Here is a 17,548-nt window from a genome sequence, read left to right as displayed (position 1 = left end):
GACACGAGCCTCCCCTTCGCGGCCTCCGGCGCGATGGACCGCCCCCCGACTGGTCCGTTGAACGTTCTACCAGTCGATGCAGCGCTTCGCCATAGTCCGCGGACTATGCTTTTCCGTCGATCACGGGCACATTCTCCCCGAAAGAGGGGGCGTGACCGTTACACGCGAAAGACGCGAGAGTGACTCAGATTTCCAGGCGCTCGGCGGCCGCCGCGACCCGCTCGTCGGTGGCCGTAAGCGCGACCCGCACATGCCGCTCACCGGCCGGCCCGTAGAAGGCGCCAGGCGCGACGAGGATGCCCCGCTCGGCAAACCAGTCCACGGTGGACCAGGAGTCTTCGCCCCGGGTCGCCCACAGGTAGAGCCCGGCGCCGGACTGCTCGATCTCGAACCCCGCCTTGACCAGCGACGCGCGCAGCACGTCGCGGCGCGCGGAGTAGGTGGCGCGCTGCGCCGCCGCGTGCTCGTCGTCACCGAGCGCGGCGACCATCGCCGCCTGGACCGGAGCCGGCACGATCATGCCGCCGTGCTTGCGGACGGCCAGCAGCTCGGACACGATCGCGGGGTCACCGGCTACGAAGCCGGCCCGGTACCCGGCGAGGTTGGACCGCTTGGAGAGCGAGTGCACGGCGAGCACGCCGTCGAGCCGGCCACCGTTGACCTCGGGTGAGAGCACGGAGACCGGCTGCTCCTCCCAGCCGAGCGTGAGATAGCACTCGTCGCTGGCCACGACAGCGCCCCGCTCGCGTGCCCAGTCGACGACCTTGCGCAGGTGGCCGGCGGGCAGCACCTGGCCGGTCGGGTTCGACGGGGAGTTGACCCAGACCAGCTTGGGCCGGGCCGGGCCGAGCGAGGTGAGGGAGTCGGTCCGGACCGGCGTCGCGCCGGCCAGCCGCACCCCCACCTCGTACGTCGGGTAGCACACCGTCGGGATGACCACCGTGTCCCCCGGGCCGATGCCGAGCAGCGTCGGCAGCCAGGCGACAAGCTCCTTGGAGCCGATCGTGGGCAGGACGCCGAGCCCGTCGGCCGGCTGCCCCGGGCTGGCGACGCAGGTGCGGACCACCCACTCGGTGATCGCGGTGCGCAGCGCCGATGTACCCGCCGTCAACGGGTAGCCGGGCGAGTCCGAAGCGGCGGCCAGCGCCTCCCGCACGACCGGCGGCACCGGGTCGACCGGCGTGCCCATCGACAGGTCCACCAGGCCGTCCGGGTGCGCGCCGGCCGTCCGCTTGGCGGGCGCCAGCAGATCCCACGGGAAGTCAGGCAGCCGCTCGGACAGGCGCCCGTCCGCGACGCTCAGTGCTCAACCTCGCGCGGAGGCTGCGCGGCCACGAAGGTGGCGTCCTTCTCCACCTTGCCGATCTTCGAGGCGCCGCCGGGAGAGCCGAGGTCCTCGAAGAACTCGTAGTTTGCCGCCGTGTAGTCCTTCCACTGCTCGGGCACATCATCTTCGTAGAAGATGGCCTCCACCGGGCAGACCGGCTCGCAGGCACCGCAGTCGACGCACTCATCGGGGTGGATGTAAAGCATCCTGTTGCCCTCGTAGATGCAGTCGACCGGGCACTCCTCGATGCACGCCTTGTCGAGCAAATCAACGCACGGCTCGGCGATGATGTAGGTCACGGGTCATCCTCTCCGCAAGCCACGCCGCTCTTAGACCGCGGCAGTAGCAGCCTAGTATCTCGCCTTAGAGGCCTAGTATCTCGCCCTGGAGGGGGTGATTGGTGCTCCGGCGGCAGGATGTGGGACACCGCGTTGTGGTGCGGCGGATTGTCGGGGTTCGTAACGAACGTCCGCTTTACTCGGACGCGCTCGGTGAACTTGTGGAAATTACCGAGACCGATCTCACGATCGCGACGTCGAAGGGCCCGCTCCGCGTACCACTTGATGAGATCCACCGGGCGAAGCGGGTGCCTCCGACGCGGCGGCCGAACGCCGCGGACGTCGTCGCCCTGGAGCTCGCGGCCAACGAAGCGTGGCCGGCGCCCGTGCAGGACCACCTCGGCGGGTGGCTGCTGCGCGCCGCCGACGGCTGGACCGGCCGGGGCAACTCCGCGCTTCCGATCGGCGACCCCGACCGCCCGCTGGAGGCAGCGATCGACGCGGTCGAGCGGTGGTACCTGACGCGCGGCGCCCAACCCCTCATCAACACGCCCCTCCCGCTCGCCGCACCCGTCGGCGCGGCGCTCGACGCGCGCGGCTGGACCGCCCGCCCGCTGACGCTGGTGCAGACCGCGCCGCTGCGCTCGATCCTCGACGCCGCGCCGTCCCGCGCCCGGGTCGAGCTGACCCGGACGCCGTCGGAGGCGTGGCTCGCGATCGCCTCCGGCCGCAAGGGCGGTCTCCCCGAGGCCGCGCGCCACATCCTCACCGCTGTGCGCCAGGTCCGCTTCGCGCACGTGTACGGCGAGGACGGCACCCTCCTGGGCACCGGCCGCGGCACGGTCACCGGCGCCGGCCACTGGCTCGGCCTCGCGCTGATCGAGGTGGTCCCCGAGGCCCGCCGCGGCGGCTTGGCCCAGGAGGTGATCGGCGCGCTCGCGAGGTGGGCCGCCGAGTCCGGCACGAGCCGCGCGTTCCTGCAGGTCGAGGAGCGAAACGCGGCGGCGGTGGCGCTGTACTCCAAGCTCGGCTTCACCACACACCACAGCTACCTGACCCGCGAGGGCCCGACCCCCGCCTAGCCCCGCCCGCCGTCCGTCCGGGCGCGCCCGCATCGTTTGCGCAGGGGCCTAGACGATCATTCCAAGACTTTGAGCTACCGCGACGTCCGCGGTTGGTCCGGACCACCGTGGACATCGCGGTAGCCCAAATCTTGGAAAGGCTTGGCTAGGTGACGGCGCGGAGGCGGTGCGCAGCCCGGAGGGGGCTAGCGGCGCACGACCCGGCGGGGCTTGGCCATCTTGGCCTCGGCGTAGCGCTTGAGGCCCTGCGAGCGGTAGTCGAGCCCGAGCGCGACAAGGATCAGGAAGCCGACCAGCGAGCCACCGATCGCGAAGGCGGCGTAGAGCCAGATCTGCGCGAAGAAGTCGCCGGCGCCGGACTCGAACGGCGAGTCGCCGCTCACGAACGGGCCCACGAAGACCGTGAGCAGCACCGCGATGATGACGGCCGCGCCGATGTCGGCGATCCAGCGGCCGGCGGGGTGGCGGCGGCCCCACAGGAAGGCCGTTACCGCCAGGATCAGGCCGATCGCCACGAACATCCCGAGCGAGACGCGGTCCTGCGCCTCGCCGTCATCGTTGAAGCCGAGGCGGGCCACCAGGCGTGCCGCCACGTTGACCGCGAACAGCACACCCGCAAGCACGCCGACCGGCAGCCAACGGTCTTTCATCGCACACCCTCCCCAACGACAGGTGAACATTCCTCGCCAGAAGAGAGTAGTGCCGCAGTGGCCGTTGTCACACCCTCGGTTGGCTGGGAGGAAGCTGTCTGTTTCGTGGGTGCGCGGGCTGCGCGAGCATCAGGCGGAAGCCGACCACCGCGTAGGCGACCGAACCCGCGAGGATCATGACCACGCCGACCCAGCTGTTGCCGTCGACCACCGCGCCGCCCTGCGGTCCCACCAGGAGCAGGTCGCCCTCGGTGGTACGGCCGGAGGCCGTCACCATCAGCGCCAGCCACGCGCCGGCCGGGAGCGCGACGGCCCACTTGCGGCCCACCGTCGTGTACGCGAACCAGCCGAGCGCCAGGTTGGCCACCACCGTCGCGACCACGGCCACGCCGATCAGGTGGCCGCCGATGCGCAGCGGCGCGATCATCAGCTCGGCGACGGCGGTGACGAGTGCGGCCACCACGGCGATGACGCCGCCGGCGACGCGGAGGCCGGTCTGGAACGCCTCGTCGAAGCGGGACGGCGGCCGCGGCTCGACGGGTGGCGTCGCGCTCTGCTCGCCTCCCTCGACAGGCGGGCTTGGTGTGGACACCGTCACCGGGGCCTCGGGGCGGAGCGGCGGGTCATGACGGCAGGCCGGCGAAGAGGTCGCTCTCCCAGCCGTGCGGGCCGTCGCCGGGCCCGCGCTCGCCGGCGGCCAGCGTGTAGTACTCCACGCCCATGAACTCGCTGCCGAAGTTGCCGGCGATCGAGTACAGCCAGGAGGTGTCCGGGATCTGGGTGGCGTGCGCGCGCATCGCTGCGATCTTCGCCTCGTGCTGGTCGGTGGCGTCGATGCGGGCCGCGACCTCCTCGTCGGACGTGCCGAACGGAAAGTCCTCCACCTTGTCGATACCGGCGAAAGGGTTGTCCGTGGACTGCGCGAACGCGCTGATGCCCGCCTCGAGCACGCTCCTCGGCACCGTGGTCCAGTAGATCTTGGCGGGCCCGAAGCCCTCGGCCTTGGCCAGCTCCGCCGCCCGCATCGCCACCCGGTGCGCCTGGATGTGGTCGGGGTGGCCGTAGAAGCCGTTTTCGTCGTACGTGATCAGGACCTGCGGCCGCACCTCCCGCATGATCTCCAGCAGCTGCGCGGCCGCCTCGTCGAGGTCCGCCTGCCAGAAGCAGCGGGGGTGCTTGTTGGTCTCGAGTCCCATCATCCCGGAGTCGCGGTAGCGCCCCGCGCCGCCGAGGAAGCGGTGGTCGGTCACCCCGAGGGCGGCGCACGCCGCGTCCAGCTCGGCCAGCCGGTAGCCACCGAGCTGATCCGCCTCGGCCGCGGCCAGCAACGCCAGCTCGGGCACGTGGATCTCGCCCTCCTCGCCGAGCGTGCACGTCACCAGCGTGATCTGCACACCCTCGGCGGCGTAGTGCGCCATCGTCGCGCCGGTGCTCACCGTCTCGTCGTCGGGGTGCGCGTGGACCAGCATGAGTCGTCGTGCCACGCGCTCACTGTACGCGCGCACGCGATTCCACCCTCCGGTGCCACGTCAAGCGGCCAAAACGGCGTTTACGTGCGGACACGCCGGACGTGGTCGGGCGGACAGATCACGCGGATTTACGATCCCTGGGTGGAGTACCCGGAGCTGGCAGCCCGTACCCGGAGGTTCACCCGTGGAGCGCCGCGGGCGGTGACCGTCGCGAGCGACGGCTCGCGCGTGGTCTTCCTGCGCTCACCCGGTCCAGAGGACGGTGCGGACGCGCTCTGGGTGCTCGACGTGGAGGCCGCCAGCGAGCGCCTGATCGCCGAGCCCGCTGGGCTGCTCACCGACGACCGCGGCGACCTGCCCGCCGAGGAGCGGGCGCTGCGCGAGCGGCTGCGGCTCTCCGCGAGCGGCATCGGGTCGTACGCGACGGACCCGGCCGCGAAGGTCGCCGCCTTCCCGCTCGGCGGAAAGCTCTTCCGCGCCGACCTGGTCAGCGGCGACGTCACGGAGGTCGCCACGGCCGGCCCGGTCGTCGACCCGCGGCCCGACCCGACCGGCCGCCGCATCGCGTACGTGACGGGCGGCAGCCTGCACGTCATCCACCCCGACGGCACCGACGCGCTGATGGCCGGCGAGCAGGGCGACGTCACCTGGGGCTCGCCGAGTTCATCGCGGCCGAGGAGCTGGACCGCTACCGCGGCTACTGGTGGTCACCGGACGGCCGATCGATCCTGGCCGCGCGGGTGGACGAGTCCCGCGTCCCGCGGTGGCACCTGCACGACCCGGCCCGCCCCGAGGCGGCACCGAGGAGCGTGGCGTACCCGTACGCGGGCGCGGCCAACGCCGAGGTCACCCTCCACCTGCTCGACCTCGACGGCGGCTGGGTGGACGTGCACTGGGACCGTGAGACCTACCCGTACCTTGTCTCGGTCCACTGGGCCGAGGGCGGCCCGCTGATCACCGTGCTCCGCCGCCTCCAGCAGCACGGGCTCGTGCTCTCGGTCGACCCGCGCACCGGCGAGACCCAGGTGCACGCCGAGCTGGCCGACCCGCGGTGGGTCGAACCGGTCCTCGGCACGCCCAGCCACCTGCCCGACGGCCGCGTGCTGGTCGGTGGCGAGCTGGCACACGACGGGTACGACGCACGCTGCCTCTTCGCCGACGGCACGCTGCTCACCCCGCCCTCGCTGTACGTGCGCCGCGTGGTCGGCCGCATGTCCGCCGGTGCCGGCGCGGGCTCGCCCGACCTGCTCGTGGAGGCCAGCGAGGGCGAGCCGAGCGAGCAGCACCTCTTCCGGGTGCGCACGGCGATAGGGGCCGGCGGCGCCGAGATCCGCCCGCTCACCACCGCGCCCGGCTGGCACGTGGGCGCGGTCGGCGGCGACGTGCTCGCGGTCGGCTCCGCCTCGCTCGACCGCGCCGGCACGCACTGGAGCATCTGGCGCGCCGGCAAGCAGATCGGCGCGATCACGTCGTACGCGGCCAAGCCGCCGTACTCGCCGCGCCCCATGCTGGAGCGGGTCGCCGACCGCCGGCTGCCCGCGGCCGTGCTGTACCCGCGCAACCACGTGACCGGCCGCCGCCTGCCGGTGCTGCTCGACATCTACGGCGGTCCGGGCCACCAGGAGGTGCTGGCCACGCGCGCCCGCTGGCTGGAGCGGCAGTGGTGGGCGGACGCCGGCTACGCGGTGGTGACTGTGGACAACCGGGGTACGCCGGGCGTGGCCCCGTCGTTCGAGAAGGTCATCCACCGCCGCGTCGCCGACGTCGTGCTGACCGACCAGGTGGACGCGCTCGCCGCGCTCGCCGGCAAGCACCCCGACCTCGACCTGGACCGGGTGGCGATCCGTGGCTGGTCGTTCGGCGGCTGGCTGGCCGGGCTCGCGGTGCTGCGCCGCCCGGAGATCTTCAAGTGCGGCATCGCCGGCGCCCCGGTGACCGACTGGCACCTGTACGACACCGCGTACACCGAGCGCTACCTGGGCCTGCCGAGCGAAAACCCGGACGTGTACGCGCACCACTCGCTCATCGAGATCGCCGCCGAGCCGGCCGGCGACGCGCGCCCGCTGCTGCTGATCCACGGCATGGCCGACGACAACGTGGTCGCCGCGCACACGCTGCGCCTGTCGGCCGCCCTGCTCGCCTCGGGCCGCCCGCACTCGGTGATCCCGCTGACCGGCGCGACGCACATGACCTCGGGCGGGATCGGCGAGCAGCTGCTGCGCGTGGAGCTCGACTTCATCCGCCGCAACCTCTAGGCCGCGCGCGCCGAGAGGGGGCGTTGATCAGGGACTTCGTGGACGGACACGCTGGCCGACACGCCCACCAAGTCCCTGATCAACCGCACGGGGGGTCTACTGCTTGACGAAGGCGTTCACAAACGACGGATAGCCGAACACGCTGCTGATGAAGACGCCGCCGGCCTTGGAGCCGTGCAGGTAGTAGGCGACCTCGACGTACATCGGGACGGCCGGCGCGAGTTCCTTCATGATGCGCTCGTCCAGCTTGGCCCACTCGGGCGCCTGCGCGGCCGGGTCGAGCGCGAGCACGCGGTCGAACTCGGCGTTGATGGCGTCGTTGTTGATGTACGACGTGTTGCTGTTGCCCTCAGCCTTGATCGCCCGGCCGTCGAAGAGCACGGGCAGGATGGAGGCTCCGCTCGGCCAGTCCGCGGCCCACGAGTCCAGGTACAGGTCCCAGGGGTTGTCCTTCTTCTTGGTCTCGTCGAGCTTGGCGTCGGCCGGAATCGTCTTGAGCGTGATCTTGAAGCCGGCCTTCTCCAGGTTGCCCTTGAGCTGCGTGCCCTCCTCGACGGAGTCGTCGCCCACGCCGAGTACCAGCTCGGGGTCTTGCCGGCGAGCAGCTCCTTGGCCTTCTCCGGGTTGCCGTTCGGGCCGGCCGGGTACGCGTCGTACTTCTGGTAGCCGATCGTCGCGGGCGGCATCAGCGTCGTGATCGGTGAGGCCACGGTCTCGCCGCCGATGCTCTTGATGAAGCCGTCACGGTCGATGCCGTAGTTGAGCGCCTGGCGCACGGCCAGGTCGGTCACGCGCTGCGTGTTGATCGACAGGCGCCACGCGGTGGGCGTCGGCGAGATGATCGACCGCTCCTTGAGGGCCGCGTTGTTGGCGACCTGCGAGACAAGCGCGGACGGAACGCCATTGAATGCGAGCGCGGACTGGTCGGGGCCGCTGTCGGCAATCACGCGGTTGGCGCCCGCGTCCGGGTCGGGGCCGAACGTCCACACGAACTTGTCCGGGTACTGGTGGCGGACCGGGTCGGTGGCCGCGTCCCAGTGCTCGTTGCGCTCCAGCACGATCTCGACGCCGGGCGTGTGCTTGGTGATCTTGTACGGTCCGGAGGAGAACGGCTGGTTGTCGAGGTTGACGCCGGTGTCCTTGGCGGGCGGCAGCGGCGCGCTCGCCGGCAGCGACAGCGCGAACGGCAGGTCGCAGTGCGCCTTGGCGAACTCGAAGCGGATCGTCTTGTCGTCCGGCGTGGTCAGGCCGGGCGGCAGCGAGGTCTTGTTGGCCTTGAAGTCCCACTTGGTGTCGTAGTCGGCCGTGTCCGCCAGCCACTCCTGCACGTAGGTGGGGCCGCCGGTGAGGTCGGGGTCGAAGGAGCGGGCGATGCCGTACGCGATCTCCTTGGCGGTGATCGCGCTACCGTCCTCGAACTTCACGCCGTCCTTGACCTTGAACTCCCACACCTTGCAGTCGTTGTTGACGTTGGTGCCGGGTGTCTGCGCGAGGTCGCCGACCAGCGTGAGGTTGCCCTTGCCGTCGTCCTTCCACGTGGTCAGCGTGCGGGCGTAGAGCGGGGCGTTCATGAGGCCGGCAAACGAGTACACCCGCTGCGGGTCGAGGTGCGAGATCTTGACCTCGCGGATGATCGTGAAGGTGCCGCCCTTCGTCGCGCCGGGCACCTCGGGCGCCGGGCCGAGCGAGTCCTTCGGGTCGGTCGCTATCACACCGGTCGCGGTGCGCTGCTGGTCCGCGGAGGGACCGTCGTCGGTGGTTTCGCTACAGGCTCCGGCCACCAGAACCAGTGCTAAGGCGGCCGCCACTCGAGTACGCATGTGATCCCTCCCAAGGTGGTTGAAGGAAAGCTACAGCTCCAACGTCACCGTTCGGTAAAATTTATCGGAGCCGGACACGCGGGTCGATGGCTGCGTAGAGCAGGTCGACCACGACGTTGGCCAGCACGACGAAGACCGCGGCGATCAGGACGGTCGCCATGATCATGGGAAGGTCGCCGCCGCGGACGGCGTACACCGCGGTGCGGCCGAGCCCCTGTATGCCGAACGTCGTCTCCGTGATCACGGTGCCGCCGAGCGCCGCGCCCACGTCCAGGCCGGCGATCGTGACAAGCGGCGTGAGGGCGGCGCGGAGCGCGTGCCTGCCGTACACCGTCTTCTTGGCCAGCCCCTTGGCCCGCGCGGTGCGCACGAAGTCCTCGGAGAGCGTCTCCAGCATCTGCGCGCGGGCCAGCCGCGCGTAGATGGCCGAGAAGAGGAACGCGAGCGCCACCCAGGCGAGCACCAGGCCTTTCGCCCAGTCGACGGGATCGTCGAATATGGACGTGTAGTGCGGGTTGGGCAGGATCTTGAGCTGGTACACGAAGACGATCAGCAGTACCGCGCCGGTGAAGTACAGCTGGAGTGACGCGCCGGTCAGCGAAAAGCCGATCGCCAGCCGGTCGACCCAGGTGCCCCGCTTGAGCGCGGAGATCATGCCGAGGCCCACGCCCAGCGCGAGCCACAGGATCGCGGCCGGCAGCACGATGCTCAGCGTCACCGGAAGCACCCGGGCCAGGGTGTCGGTGACCGCTTCGCTGTTGACGTACGAGTAGCCGAGGCACGGCGCGTCGCACCGCCCGCCCTGCGCGCTCCCGAGGTCGCGCCCGACGAAGATTCCCTTCATGTACGCGGCGTACTGCTCGACCTTGGGGTCACGCAGCCCCAGCTCCTGACGCACCCGCTCCAGGCGCTCAGGGTTGCAGTTTTTCGGGCACATGCCCGTGACCGGGTCGCGCGGCAGTGCGAAGAACATCAGGAACGCGAGCACGCTTACCGCGAAGAGGGTGAGCGTCGCGGAGAGCAACCGCTTGATCAGAAAGCGCGCCACGGTCGGCTCCTATCGCGAGGACTTCGGGTCGAGCGCGTCGCGAAGCGCGTCGCCGAAGAGGTTGAACGCCAGCACGAGGGCGAAGATCGTGATGCCGGGGAAGAACACGTACGCCGGGTCACCCTGCAGCCAGTCGATGCTGCGGAAGATCATCACGCCGAAGTCCGGCGTGGGTCGCGGATGCCGATGTTGAGGAACGAGAGGGCCGCCTCGCCAGTCACGTACGCCGGCACGGCCAGCGAGAACGACACGAGGATCGGCGCCCACAGGTTCGGCAGGAGCTGGCGGAAGAGCATGTGTCCCAGCCCGGCGCCGCTCGCCCGGGCCGCCTCGACGAACTCCCGCTCGCGCAGCGAGATCACCTGCCCGCGGACGAGTCGGGCCATGCCGGTCCACCCGAACGCCGCGAAGATCGCGATCAGCACGACCACCCGGAACCAGGTCGGCACCTCGTCGCGCGGGCCGTAGAAGCGCAGCTCGACGGTGGGCATCACGGCCAGCGCGAAGATGAGGAACGGCAGCGCGAGCGCGAAGTCGGTGATCCAGCTGACCACGGAGTCGACCCACCCGCCGAGGTAACCGGCGAGGATGCCGAGGGTGATGCCGAGCAGCGAGGTGAGCAGGGCCGCCATGATCGCGATCAGCAGCGACGTGCGGATGCCGTAGACGAGGCGGATGAAGATGTCCCGGCCGGACCCCGGTTCGAGGCCGAACCAGTGTTCGCCCGAGATGCCGCCCGCGTAGCCGAGCGGCATGCCGTCGCTGCGCCGCAGCTTCTCCTGGAACTGGTCGTAAGGACCGATCCCGTACGCCAGCTCGATCAGCGGCGCGAGGATCGCGATCAGCAGAAAGAGGACGAGCGCGCCACCGCTGATCATCGCCACCCGATCGCGGCGCAGGCGGACCCAGGCGAGCTGGCCCGGCGACCGGCCGGCGACGTCCACGCCCTTGGGCGGCGGCGGCGCGTCCGGTGCGAGCTCGGGGCCGGCGATCTCGGACGAAAGACTCATTCGGCATCGCCCTCCGGAAAGTGACATGCCACGCCGTTGACCAGCTGGGGTTCGGTCGTGGCGCAGACCTCCTGTGCCTTCCAGCAGCGGGTGCGAAACCGGCAGCCCGACGGTGGGTCGAGCGGCGTCGGCACGTCTCCGGCCAGCCGGATGCGGCCGTTGGCCCGCGCGGGTGCGGTGACCTCGGGTACGGCCGAGAGCAGCGCGCGCGTGTACGGATGCCGCGGGCGCTCGTAGATCTGCTCCCGGTCGCCGATCTCCACGATCCGCCCGAGGTACATGACCGCCACCCGCTGGCAGAAGTGCCGGACCACCGCGAGGTCGTGCGCGATGAACACGAACGCCAGCCCGAGGTCGCGCTGCAGCCCCGGAGCAGGTTGATCACCTGGGCCTGGATCGACACGTCGAGCGCGGACACCGGCTCGTCCGCGACGATCAGCTTGGGACGCAGCGCCAGCGCCCGCGCGATGCCGATCCGCTGCCGCTGGCCGCCGGAAAACTCGTGCGGGTACCGGTTGTAGTGCTCGGGGTTGAGGCCGACCAGCTCCAGCAGCTCGCGTACCCGCTGCTTGACGCCGCCCGGCGGGCGGATCCCGTTTACCTCCAGCGGCATCGCGACGATCCGCCCGACGGTGTGCCGCGGGTTCAGCGAGGCGTACGGGTCCTGGAAGATGATCTGCAGGTCCTGCCGCAGCAGCCGCAGCCCGCGCCGCCCGACGCGGCTGATGTCCCGCCCCTCGAAGACGATCCGGCCGCCGGTCGGCTCCAGCAGGCGCACGAGCATCCGCCCCGTGGTCGTCTTGCCACAGCCCGACTCGCCGACGAGCCCGAGCGTCTCGCCGCCCGCCACCTCGAAGTCGATCCCGTCGACGGCGCGCACCAAGCCGCGCCCACGTACCGGAAAGTGCTTGGTCAGCCCTTCCACCTGGAGCAGCGAGCCGGCCCGCTGCTGGGGAACGTGGTCAGCCATTCGCCACCCCGGGCGGTGACAGGCGACAAGGTGCCCGTCCGCCACCTCGCGCAGCTCGGGCACCTCGGCGCGGGACCTGTCGTCGGCGTAGGCGCAGCGGGGATGGAACGCGCACCCCGGCGGCAGGTTGATCAGGCTGGGCGGGCTGCCCGGGATCGGCACGAGGTCCGCGTCCGCGTCACCGTGGAGGGAGGGCACGCTTGCCAACAGCCCCCAGGTGTACGGGTGCTGCGGCCGCCGCAGCACGTCCTCGACGCTGCCGTGCTCGACGGCCCGTCCGCCGTACATGACGAGCACCTCGTCGGCCACCTGGCTGACCACGCCCAGGTCGTGGGTGATCAGCACGATCGCCGAGTTGAACTCCTTCTGGAGATCTTCGAGCAGGTCCAGGATCTGCGCCTGCACGGTCACGTCGAGCGCGGTCGTCGGCTCGTCGGCGATGAGCAGGTCGGGGTCGTTGATGAGGGCCATCGCGATCATCGCCCGCTGCCGCATGCCGCCGGAGAACTCGTGCGGGTACTGCCGCGCGCGCCGCGCCGCCTGCGGGATGCCCACCCGGTCGAGCATCTCGACGGTGCGCTTGCGCGCCTCGCCGCCGCCGGCGCGCGGGTGGTGGACCCGGTACGCTTCGGCGATCTGCCGGCCCACCGGGTAGTACGGGTGCAGGGCCGAGAGGGGGTCCTGGAAGATCATCGCCATGTCGCGGCCACGCAGGCGGCGTACCTCCTCATCCGGACGGCCCACGACATCGCGGCCGCCGACGAGGATCTCGCCGGTGATGGTCGTGCGCTTCGGGTCGTGCAGCCCGAGCACCGCGAGGCTCGTGACGCTCTTTCCGGAGCCGGACTCGCCGACGATGCCGAGCGTCCGGCCGCGCTCGACCGCGAACGACACTCCGTCGACCGCACGCACCACCCCGTCTTCGGTGGCAAACCGAACGCGCAGGTCACGCACCTGGAGGTACGGGTCGGAGGTCGCTCCCACGGCACCTCGCCTTCGTAGGGAAGTTACAACTCGTAGCTGAAGATGAAAATAAGCTACAGCGAGGTCATCTGTCAGCAGCCGCTACCGTAATGAGATGGCGGCACGGCGCTCTACCCTTCTCGGGCGCGCCCTCACGGCCGGGCTGCTCGCGCTGGCGGGCTGCCACGGAGGTGCGCCCGCGCCGCGATCCGAGGCGCTCACCTTCCACACGCTCACGTACTCGCCGGGTGCCGAGGCGGCCGACCGCGCTCTGGCCAGCCTGAAGCGCGTCGACGACCACCCGCTCTACGAGATGATGTACGACGGGCCCGCGCCCACGCTCGCCCCGCCCGGCGCCAAGTCCAAGGTGATCGCGCTGCCGGCCGACCGCGACGCGTTCGCCTGCACGGTCTTCCTGGCCGCTGGCGACGCCGCGCGCCCGGTGCTCGGCCGCAACTTCGACTGGGACCACAACCCGGCGCTGGTGCTGGTCTCCCGCCCGCCCGACGCGTACGACTCGATATCGCTGGTCGACCTCTCCTACCTCGGCTTCGACCACCCTCGCCTGGCCAAGCTGGACGATGCCGCGGCAAAGCGCGACCTGCTGCTGGCCTCCACGCTGCCGTTCGACGGGGTGAACGAGCACGGCCTCGCGGTCGGCATGGCCCAGGTCGACGGCCAGGCCGAGGTCCGGCCGGGCGCACGCGAGGTCGGCTCGCTCGCGGTCATCCGCCTCGCGCTCGACACCGCGCGCACCGTGGACGAGGCGGTGCGCGTGTTCGAGACGTACACGATCAACTGGAGCGGCGGGCCGTCGATGCACTACCTGGTCGCCGACGCGGAGGGCGACTCGGCGGTCATCGAGTTCGCCACCGGCACGATGACCGTCACCCGCGGCGACGGCAAGTGGCAGCTGATGACCAACTTCAACCTGAGCACGTCCGACGCCGCCGGGCGCGCGGCCGACTGGCGCTACGCGGCGGGCTCGGCGGAGCTCACGGCAACGGCGGGCAGGCTCGACCCGGGCGAGGCGATGACGCTGCTGCGCACGCTCCGCCAGGGCCACACCCAGTGGTCGGTGGTCTACGACCTGAAGGCCGGCACGGCCGCGGTAGCGACCGGGCAGCGGTACGACCGCATCCACCACACCACGCTCTAGTGGTTATGCCCACGTGGAAGGATTGCACCAGCCTAAAGAAGTCGAGAGCCTCGGGAGGTGACAGTGACCGCGATGACGCCCACCCACGGCGGGCCGTGGACCGAGGAGGAGTTCCTTGCGCTCGGCGAGGACAACGAGCGGACCGAGCTCTTCGACGGCGATCTCCACATGACCGCCTCGCCCACCCCGTGGCACCAGCACGTCACGACCGAGCTGTTGGTCGCCCTTCGTGCGCCGGTCAGAGCGCGTGACCTGCGCATACACGCCGCTGTCAACCTGCGGCTGACGCCGGCCAGGATCGTGATACCGGACCTGACGATCACCACGGCGATCGACTTCGAGCAGCGCATCGTCCCGGGCAGCTGCGCTCGGCTGGTTTGCGAGGTCACCTCTCCGAGCAACGCGGCCACGGACCTGGTGCTCAAAATGCACTACTACGCCGAGGCCGGCATCCCGTGGTATCTGATTGTCGAGCACAAAGCGATGACCCTGCGACTCCTTCAACTGCAGCGAGGGACCTACGTCGAGCACCTCACGGCCGAGCCGGGCGGGGTGTTGAGGATGAGTGAGCCGGTAACGGCCGAGATACGTCCGGAGTCGTTGCTGCCGGAGCACTGATCAGCGCATAGGGTCATTTCCCATGACCCACTTCGACGTGGCTACCGCCGCGGTGCAGGCCGCGCTGGACGCCGGGGCGCGTTACGCCGACGCCCGGGTGATGCACCGGCGCTACGAGGCGATGTCCGCCAGAAACGGTGACATCGAAGAACTCACCCAGAGCGAGGACGCCGGCATCGGCGTGCGGGCGCTCGTCGGCAGCGGCTGGGGCTTCTACGCCGTGCCCGACCTCTCCGACGCCGCCGCCCGCGCGGCCGGCAGCCGGGCCGCGAAGACCGCGGCGGCCAGCGCGCGGGTGCCCGGACCCGCCACCGACCTCGTGCCGGCCGGCGCGGGCGCCGGGTCGTGGGCCTCGGCCTGCGCGGTTGACCCGCTCTCCGTGCCCCTGTCCGACAAGGGCGACCTGCTGGTACACGTGACCAAGACGATGCGCGAACACGGCGCGGACGTGGCGGAAGGGCTGTACCAGATCTGGGACACCGAGAAGTGGTTCGTGTCCAGCGAGGGACACCGGATCGACCAGCACATCCGCGAGTGCGGCGCGGGCATCTCGTCCACCGCGATCGGCGACGGCGAAGTGCAGCGCCGCAGCTACCCGGCCTACCGCGGGCAGTACGGCACGCGCGGCTGGGATCTCGTGGAGGAGCTCGACCTCGGCGCGCACGCGGCCCGCACCGCCGAGGAGGCGCGCGCCCTGCTCACCGCGCCGGTCTGCCCGGCCGGCGAGACCACGCTGATCCTCGGCAGCGAGCAGATGGCCCTGCAGATCCACGAGTCGGTGGGGCACGCGATCGAGCTGGACCGGATCCTCGGGTGGGAGGCCGCGTTCGCCGGTACCTCGTGGCTCGACCTCGACAAGCTCGGCACTCTCCACTATGGATCCGAGCTGATGAACATCACGATCGACCCGACGATCCCGGGCGCGCTGGGCAGCTTCGGGTTTGACGACGAGGGCACACCGGCCGCCCGGCGCGACGCGGTCCGCGAAGGACGCTGGGTGGGTGTGCTGGCCGGGCGGGACTCGGCCGCGGTCGCCGGGCTCGACTACGCCGGCAGCATGCGCGCCGACGGGTGGTCGCGCCTGCCGATGGTCCGGATGACGAACGTGGGCCTGGAGCCGGGCCCGCACACGCTCGAAGAGATGATCGCGGCCACCGACGACGGCATCTACATGGAGACCAACCGCTCGTGGTCGATCGACGACAAGCGGCTCAACTTCCAGTTCGGCACCGAAGTCGCGTACGAGGTCAAGAACGGGCGGCAGGGTCGGATGCTGCGCAACCCCACGTACACGGGGATCGGGCCGATCTTCTGGCGCTCCATGGACATGCTCTCCTCGGAGAGCATCGCCTGGGGCACGCCGAACTGCGGCAAGGGCCAGCCCGGGCAGATCGGCCACACCGGCCACCCCGCCGCGCCGGCCCGGTTTCAGAACGTGCGGGTGGGAGTGAGGGGCTGATGAGGGACATCGCGCACCGCGTCCTTTCGATGGTGGGCCCGGGCGTCGAGGCGGAGGTCTTCGTCGGCCACACCGCGCTGGCGCTGACCCGCTTCGCCAACTCGTTCATCCATCAGAACGTCGCCGACGCCACCACCTCGGTACGACTGCGCCTGCACGCCGACGGCCGGACCGCGAGCGGCTCGACCACGGTGACCACCGACGACGGCCTCGCCGGGCTGGTGCTGCGCACCCGCGAGGCGGCCCGCCTGGTGCCGCCCGACGCGGGTTGGCCGGGCCTCACCCCGCCCGCGCCGCTTGCCGGCGAGGGCAACTGGGACGAGGCCACCGCGCAGGCCTCGCCCGACGCGCGGGCGGATCGGGTACGCGCGTTCGTCGACGCCGCCGGCGGGCTGGAGACGGCCGGCTACTGCCGCACGATGCACGTGGCCGGCGCGTTCGCCAACTCCGCCGGCCAGTCGGTCACCGGCCGCACCGCCGAGGTGGCGATGGACGCGATCGCCCGGTTCGACGGAGCGGACGGCCTGGCCCGGCTCGCGAGCGGGCGCCTGTCCGAGGTGGACGGTGCGGTGCTCGGCGCCCGGGCCGCGGCCAAGGCGCGGGCCAGCACCGGTGCGGTCGAGCTGCCGCCCGGGCGGTACGAGGTGGTGCTCGAGGCCCCGGCGGTGGCCGACCTGCTGCAAAACTTCGCGCTGTACGGCTTCAACGGCAAGTCGTTCAACGAGCGGCGGTCGTTCGCCGAGCCGGGCGCGGAGCAGTTCGACAGCGCGATCACGCTTGTCGACGACACGCTCGGCGCCAGCGGGCTGGGCCTGCCGTTCGACGCGGAGGGCACCCCGAAGCGGCGGGTGGCGCTCGTGTCCGCCGGCGTGACCGAGGCCGTGACCCACGACCGCCGTACCGCCGCGGAGGCCGGCGTCGAGTCGACCGGGCACGCGATACCGGGCGGTGGAGCGTTCGGCGCGATGCCGGTGAGCATGCGGCTCGAGCCGGGCGCCGCCCGGCGGGAGCCGTCGACCCACGAGCCGGACGGGCTGGGTGCCGTCGTCGACCCGGCGGCCGCGCCGCTGGTGGCCAGTGTGGAGCGCGGCCTGCTGGTGACCGACCTCTGGTACACCCGGGTGCTCGACCCGAAGAGCCTCGTGGTGACCGGCCTGACCCGCAACGGAGTGTGGTTGATCGAAGACGGTGAGATCACCACGCCGGTCCGGAACTTCCGGTTCACCCAGTCGTACCCGCAGGCGCTCGCGGCCGGTGCGGTTCTCGGCGTGGGTGCTGACCTGACGACGGTGCCGGACGGATGGGGTGCGGCCTGGCGCACGGCACCGGCCCTCCACCTCGCCTCGTGGAACTTCACCGGTGGTGCGTCGGGCTGAAACCCCTCGTGGCGCGGGGTGCCGGCACCGGCACCCCGCGATCATGGGGTGGATCACATGGCGC

Annotated in this window: 13 protein-coding genes and 4 pseudogenes; 6 read left to right on the top strand and 11 right to left on the bottom strand. The window is 71.2% G+C overall.

Annotated elements, in window-relative coordinates; all coding sequences use genetic code 11:
• Positions 1-184 precede the first annotated feature (184 nt).
• Both dapC and fdxA read right to left on the bottom strand, forming a co-directional pair.
• Positions 185-1,282 (bottom strand): succinyldiaminopimelate transaminase, encoded by a 1,098-nt coding sequence (gene dapC / locus Phou_RS23350; protein WP_173058872.1) that lies wholly within the window; start codon positions 1,280-1,282, stop codon positions 185-187.
• 17 nt (positions 1,283-1,299) lie between these two features.
• On the bottom strand, positions 1,300-1,626 hold the full coding sequence (gene fdxA, locus Phou_RS23345) for a ferredoxin (RefSeq protein WP_173057947.1): 327 nt from the start codon (positions 1,624-1,626) through the stop codon (positions 1,300-1,302).
• A gap of 101 nt (positions 1,627-1,727) precedes the next feature.
• Between fdxA and Phou_RS23340 the strand changes: the two genes are divergently transcribed.
• On the top strand, positions 1,728-2,687 hold the full coding sequence (locus Phou_RS23340) for a GNAT family N-acetyltransferase (protein ID WP_173057946.1): 960 nt from the start codon (positions 1,728-1,730) through the stop codon (positions 2,685-2,687).
• Positions 2,688-2,872: 185 nt separating this feature from the next.
• Here Phou_RS23340 and Phou_RS23335 read toward each other — a convergent pair whose 3' ends face one another.
• The 3 genes from Phou_RS23335 to mshB all read right to left on the bottom strand — a co-directional run bounded on the left by Phou_RS23335 (position 2,873) and on the right by mshB (position 4,806).
• Entirely contained in the window at positions 2,873-3,337 is a 465-nt protein-coding gene (locus Phou_RS23335) for a hypothetical protein (RefSeq protein ID WP_173057945.1), read from the bottom strand.
• A 67-nt stretch (positions 3,338-3,404) separates the two neighbouring features.
• Entirely contained in the window at positions 3,405-3,935 is a 531-nt protein-coding gene (locus Phou_RS23330; protein ID WP_173057944.1) for a hypothetical protein, read from the bottom strand.
• Positions 3,936-3,960: 25 nt separating this feature from the next.
• Positions 3,961-4,806 (bottom strand): N-acetyl-1-D-myo-inositol-2-amino-2-deoxy-alpha-D-glucopyranoside deacetylase, encoded by an 846-nt coding sequence (gene mshB / locus Phou_RS23325; protein WP_173058869.1) that lies wholly within the window; start codon positions 4,804-4,806, stop codon positions 3,961-3,963.
• A gap of 141 nt (positions 4,807-4,947) precedes the next feature.
• Between mshB and Phou_RS23320 the strand changes: the two are divergent.
• Positions 4,948-7,061, top strand: a pseudogene (locus Phou_RS23320) (S9 family peptidase).
• 96 nt (positions 7,062-7,157) lie between these two features.
• Here Phou_RS23320 and Phou_RS54510 read toward each other — a convergent pair.
• From Phou_RS54510 to Phou_RS23295, 6 genes and pseudogenes are all read right to left on the bottom strand, one after another.
• On the bottom strand, positions 7,158-7,292 hold the full coding sequence (locus Phou_RS54510; protein WP_281365048.1) for a hypothetical protein: 135 nt from the start codon (positions 7,290-7,292) through the stop codon (positions 7,158-7,160).
• A complete protein-coding gene (locus Phou_RS23315) occupies positions 7,289-8,842 on the bottom strand; it encodes an ABC transporter substrate-binding protein (protein ID WP_246273699.1) in 1,554 nt (517 codons plus the stop codon). The genes Phou_RS54510 and Phou_RS23315 overlap by 4 nt, the downstream gene beginning before the upstream one ends.
• Positions 8,843-8,942: 100 nt before the next feature.
• The gene (locus tag Phou_RS23310; RefSeq protein WP_173057943.1) at positions 8,943-9,929 is read right to left on the bottom strand and encodes an ABC transporter permease; all 987 of its coding nucleotides are present in this window, start codon (positions 9,927-9,929) and stop codon (positions 8,943-8,945) included.
• A 9-nt stretch (positions 9,930-9,938) separates the two neighbouring features.
• A pseudogene (locus Phou_RS23305) lies at positions 9,939-10,939 on the bottom strand (ABC transporter permease).
• Positions 10,936-11,909 (bottom strand): annotated as a pseudogene (locus Phou_RS23300) (ABC transporter ATP-binding protein). The pseudogenes Phou_RS23305 and Phou_RS23300 overlap by 4 nt, the downstream one beginning before the upstream one ends.
• Before the next feature lie 15 nt (positions 11,910-11,924).
• Positions 11,925-12,893, bottom strand: a pseudogene (locus tag Phou_RS23295) (ABC transporter ATP-binding protein); the annotation flags it as partial.
• Between the two features lie 94 nt (positions 12,894-12,987).
• Here Phou_RS23295 and Phou_RS23290 point away from each other — a divergent pair.
• From Phou_RS23290 to Phou_RS23275, 4 genes are read left to right on the top strand one after another with little or no spacing between them, the layout of a single operon-like run.
• The gene (locus Phou_RS23290; RefSeq protein ID WP_173057942.1) at positions 12,988-14,031 is read left to right on the top strand and encodes a carcinine hydrolase/isopenicillin-N N-acyltransferase family protein; all 1,044 of its coding nucleotides are present in this window, start codon (positions 12,988-12,990) and stop codon (positions 14,029-14,031) included.
• 57 nt (positions 14,032-14,088) lie between these two features.
• A complete protein-coding gene (locus Phou_RS23285) occupies positions 14,089-14,649 on the top strand; it encodes a Uma2 family endonuclease (RefSeq protein ID WP_246273696.1) in 561 nt (186 codons plus the stop codon).
• Between the two features lie 22 nt (positions 14,650-14,671).
• On the top strand, positions 14,672-16,108 hold the full coding sequence (locus Phou_RS23280) for a TldD/PmbA family protein (RefSeq protein WP_173057941.1): 1,437 nt from the start codon (positions 14,672-14,674) through the stop codon (positions 16,106-16,108).
• On the top strand, positions 16,108-17,484 hold the full coding sequence (locus tag Phou_RS23275) for a TldD/PmbA family protein (RefSeq protein WP_173057940.1): 1,377 nt from the start codon (positions 16,108-16,110) through the stop codon (positions 17,482-17,484). Before Phou_RS23280 ends, Phou_RS23275 begins: the two co-directional genes overlap by 1 nt.
• Positions 17,485-17,548 lie beyond the last annotated feature (64 nt).

This window comes from Phytohabitans houttuyneae (genome assembly GCF_011764425.1).
Taxonomy (GTDB): Bacteria; Actinomycetota; Actinomycetes; order Mycobacteriales; family Micromonosporaceae; genus Phytohabitans; species Phytohabitans houttuyneae.
The sequence above is the reverse complement of the archived record's forward strand: the minus strand, read 5'-3'. Positions and strand labels throughout refer to the sequence as shown.

What these genes read in the sequence shown, in the direction of transcription:
- Phou_RS23335 (WP_173057945.1), bottom strand. Translation starts at nt 3,337, where the DNA reads ATGAAAGACCGTTGGCTGCCGGTCGGCGTGCTTGCGGGTGTGCTGTTC.
- mshB (WP_173058869.1), bottom strand. Translation starts at nt 4,806, where the DNA reads ATGCTGGTCCACGCGCACCCCGACGACGAGACGGTGAGCACCGGCGCG.
- Phou_RS54510 (WP_281365048.1), bottom strand. Translation starts at nt 7,292, where the DNA reads ATGAAGGAACTCGCGCCGGCCGTCCCGATGTACGTCGAGGTCGCCTAC.
- Phou_RS23290 (WP_173057942.1), top strand. Translation starts at nt 12,988, where the DNA reads ATGGCGGCACGGCGCTCTACCCTTCTCGGGCGCGCCCTCACGGCCGGG.
- Phou_RS23280 (WP_173057941.1), top strand. Translation starts at nt 14,672, where the DNA reads ATGACCCACTTCGACGTGGCTACCGCCGCGGTGCAGGCCGCGCTGGAC.
- Phou_RS23275 (WP_173057940.1), top strand. Translation starts at nt 16,108, where the DNA reads ATGAGGGACATCGCGCACCGCGTCCTTTCGATGGTGGGCCCGGGCGTC.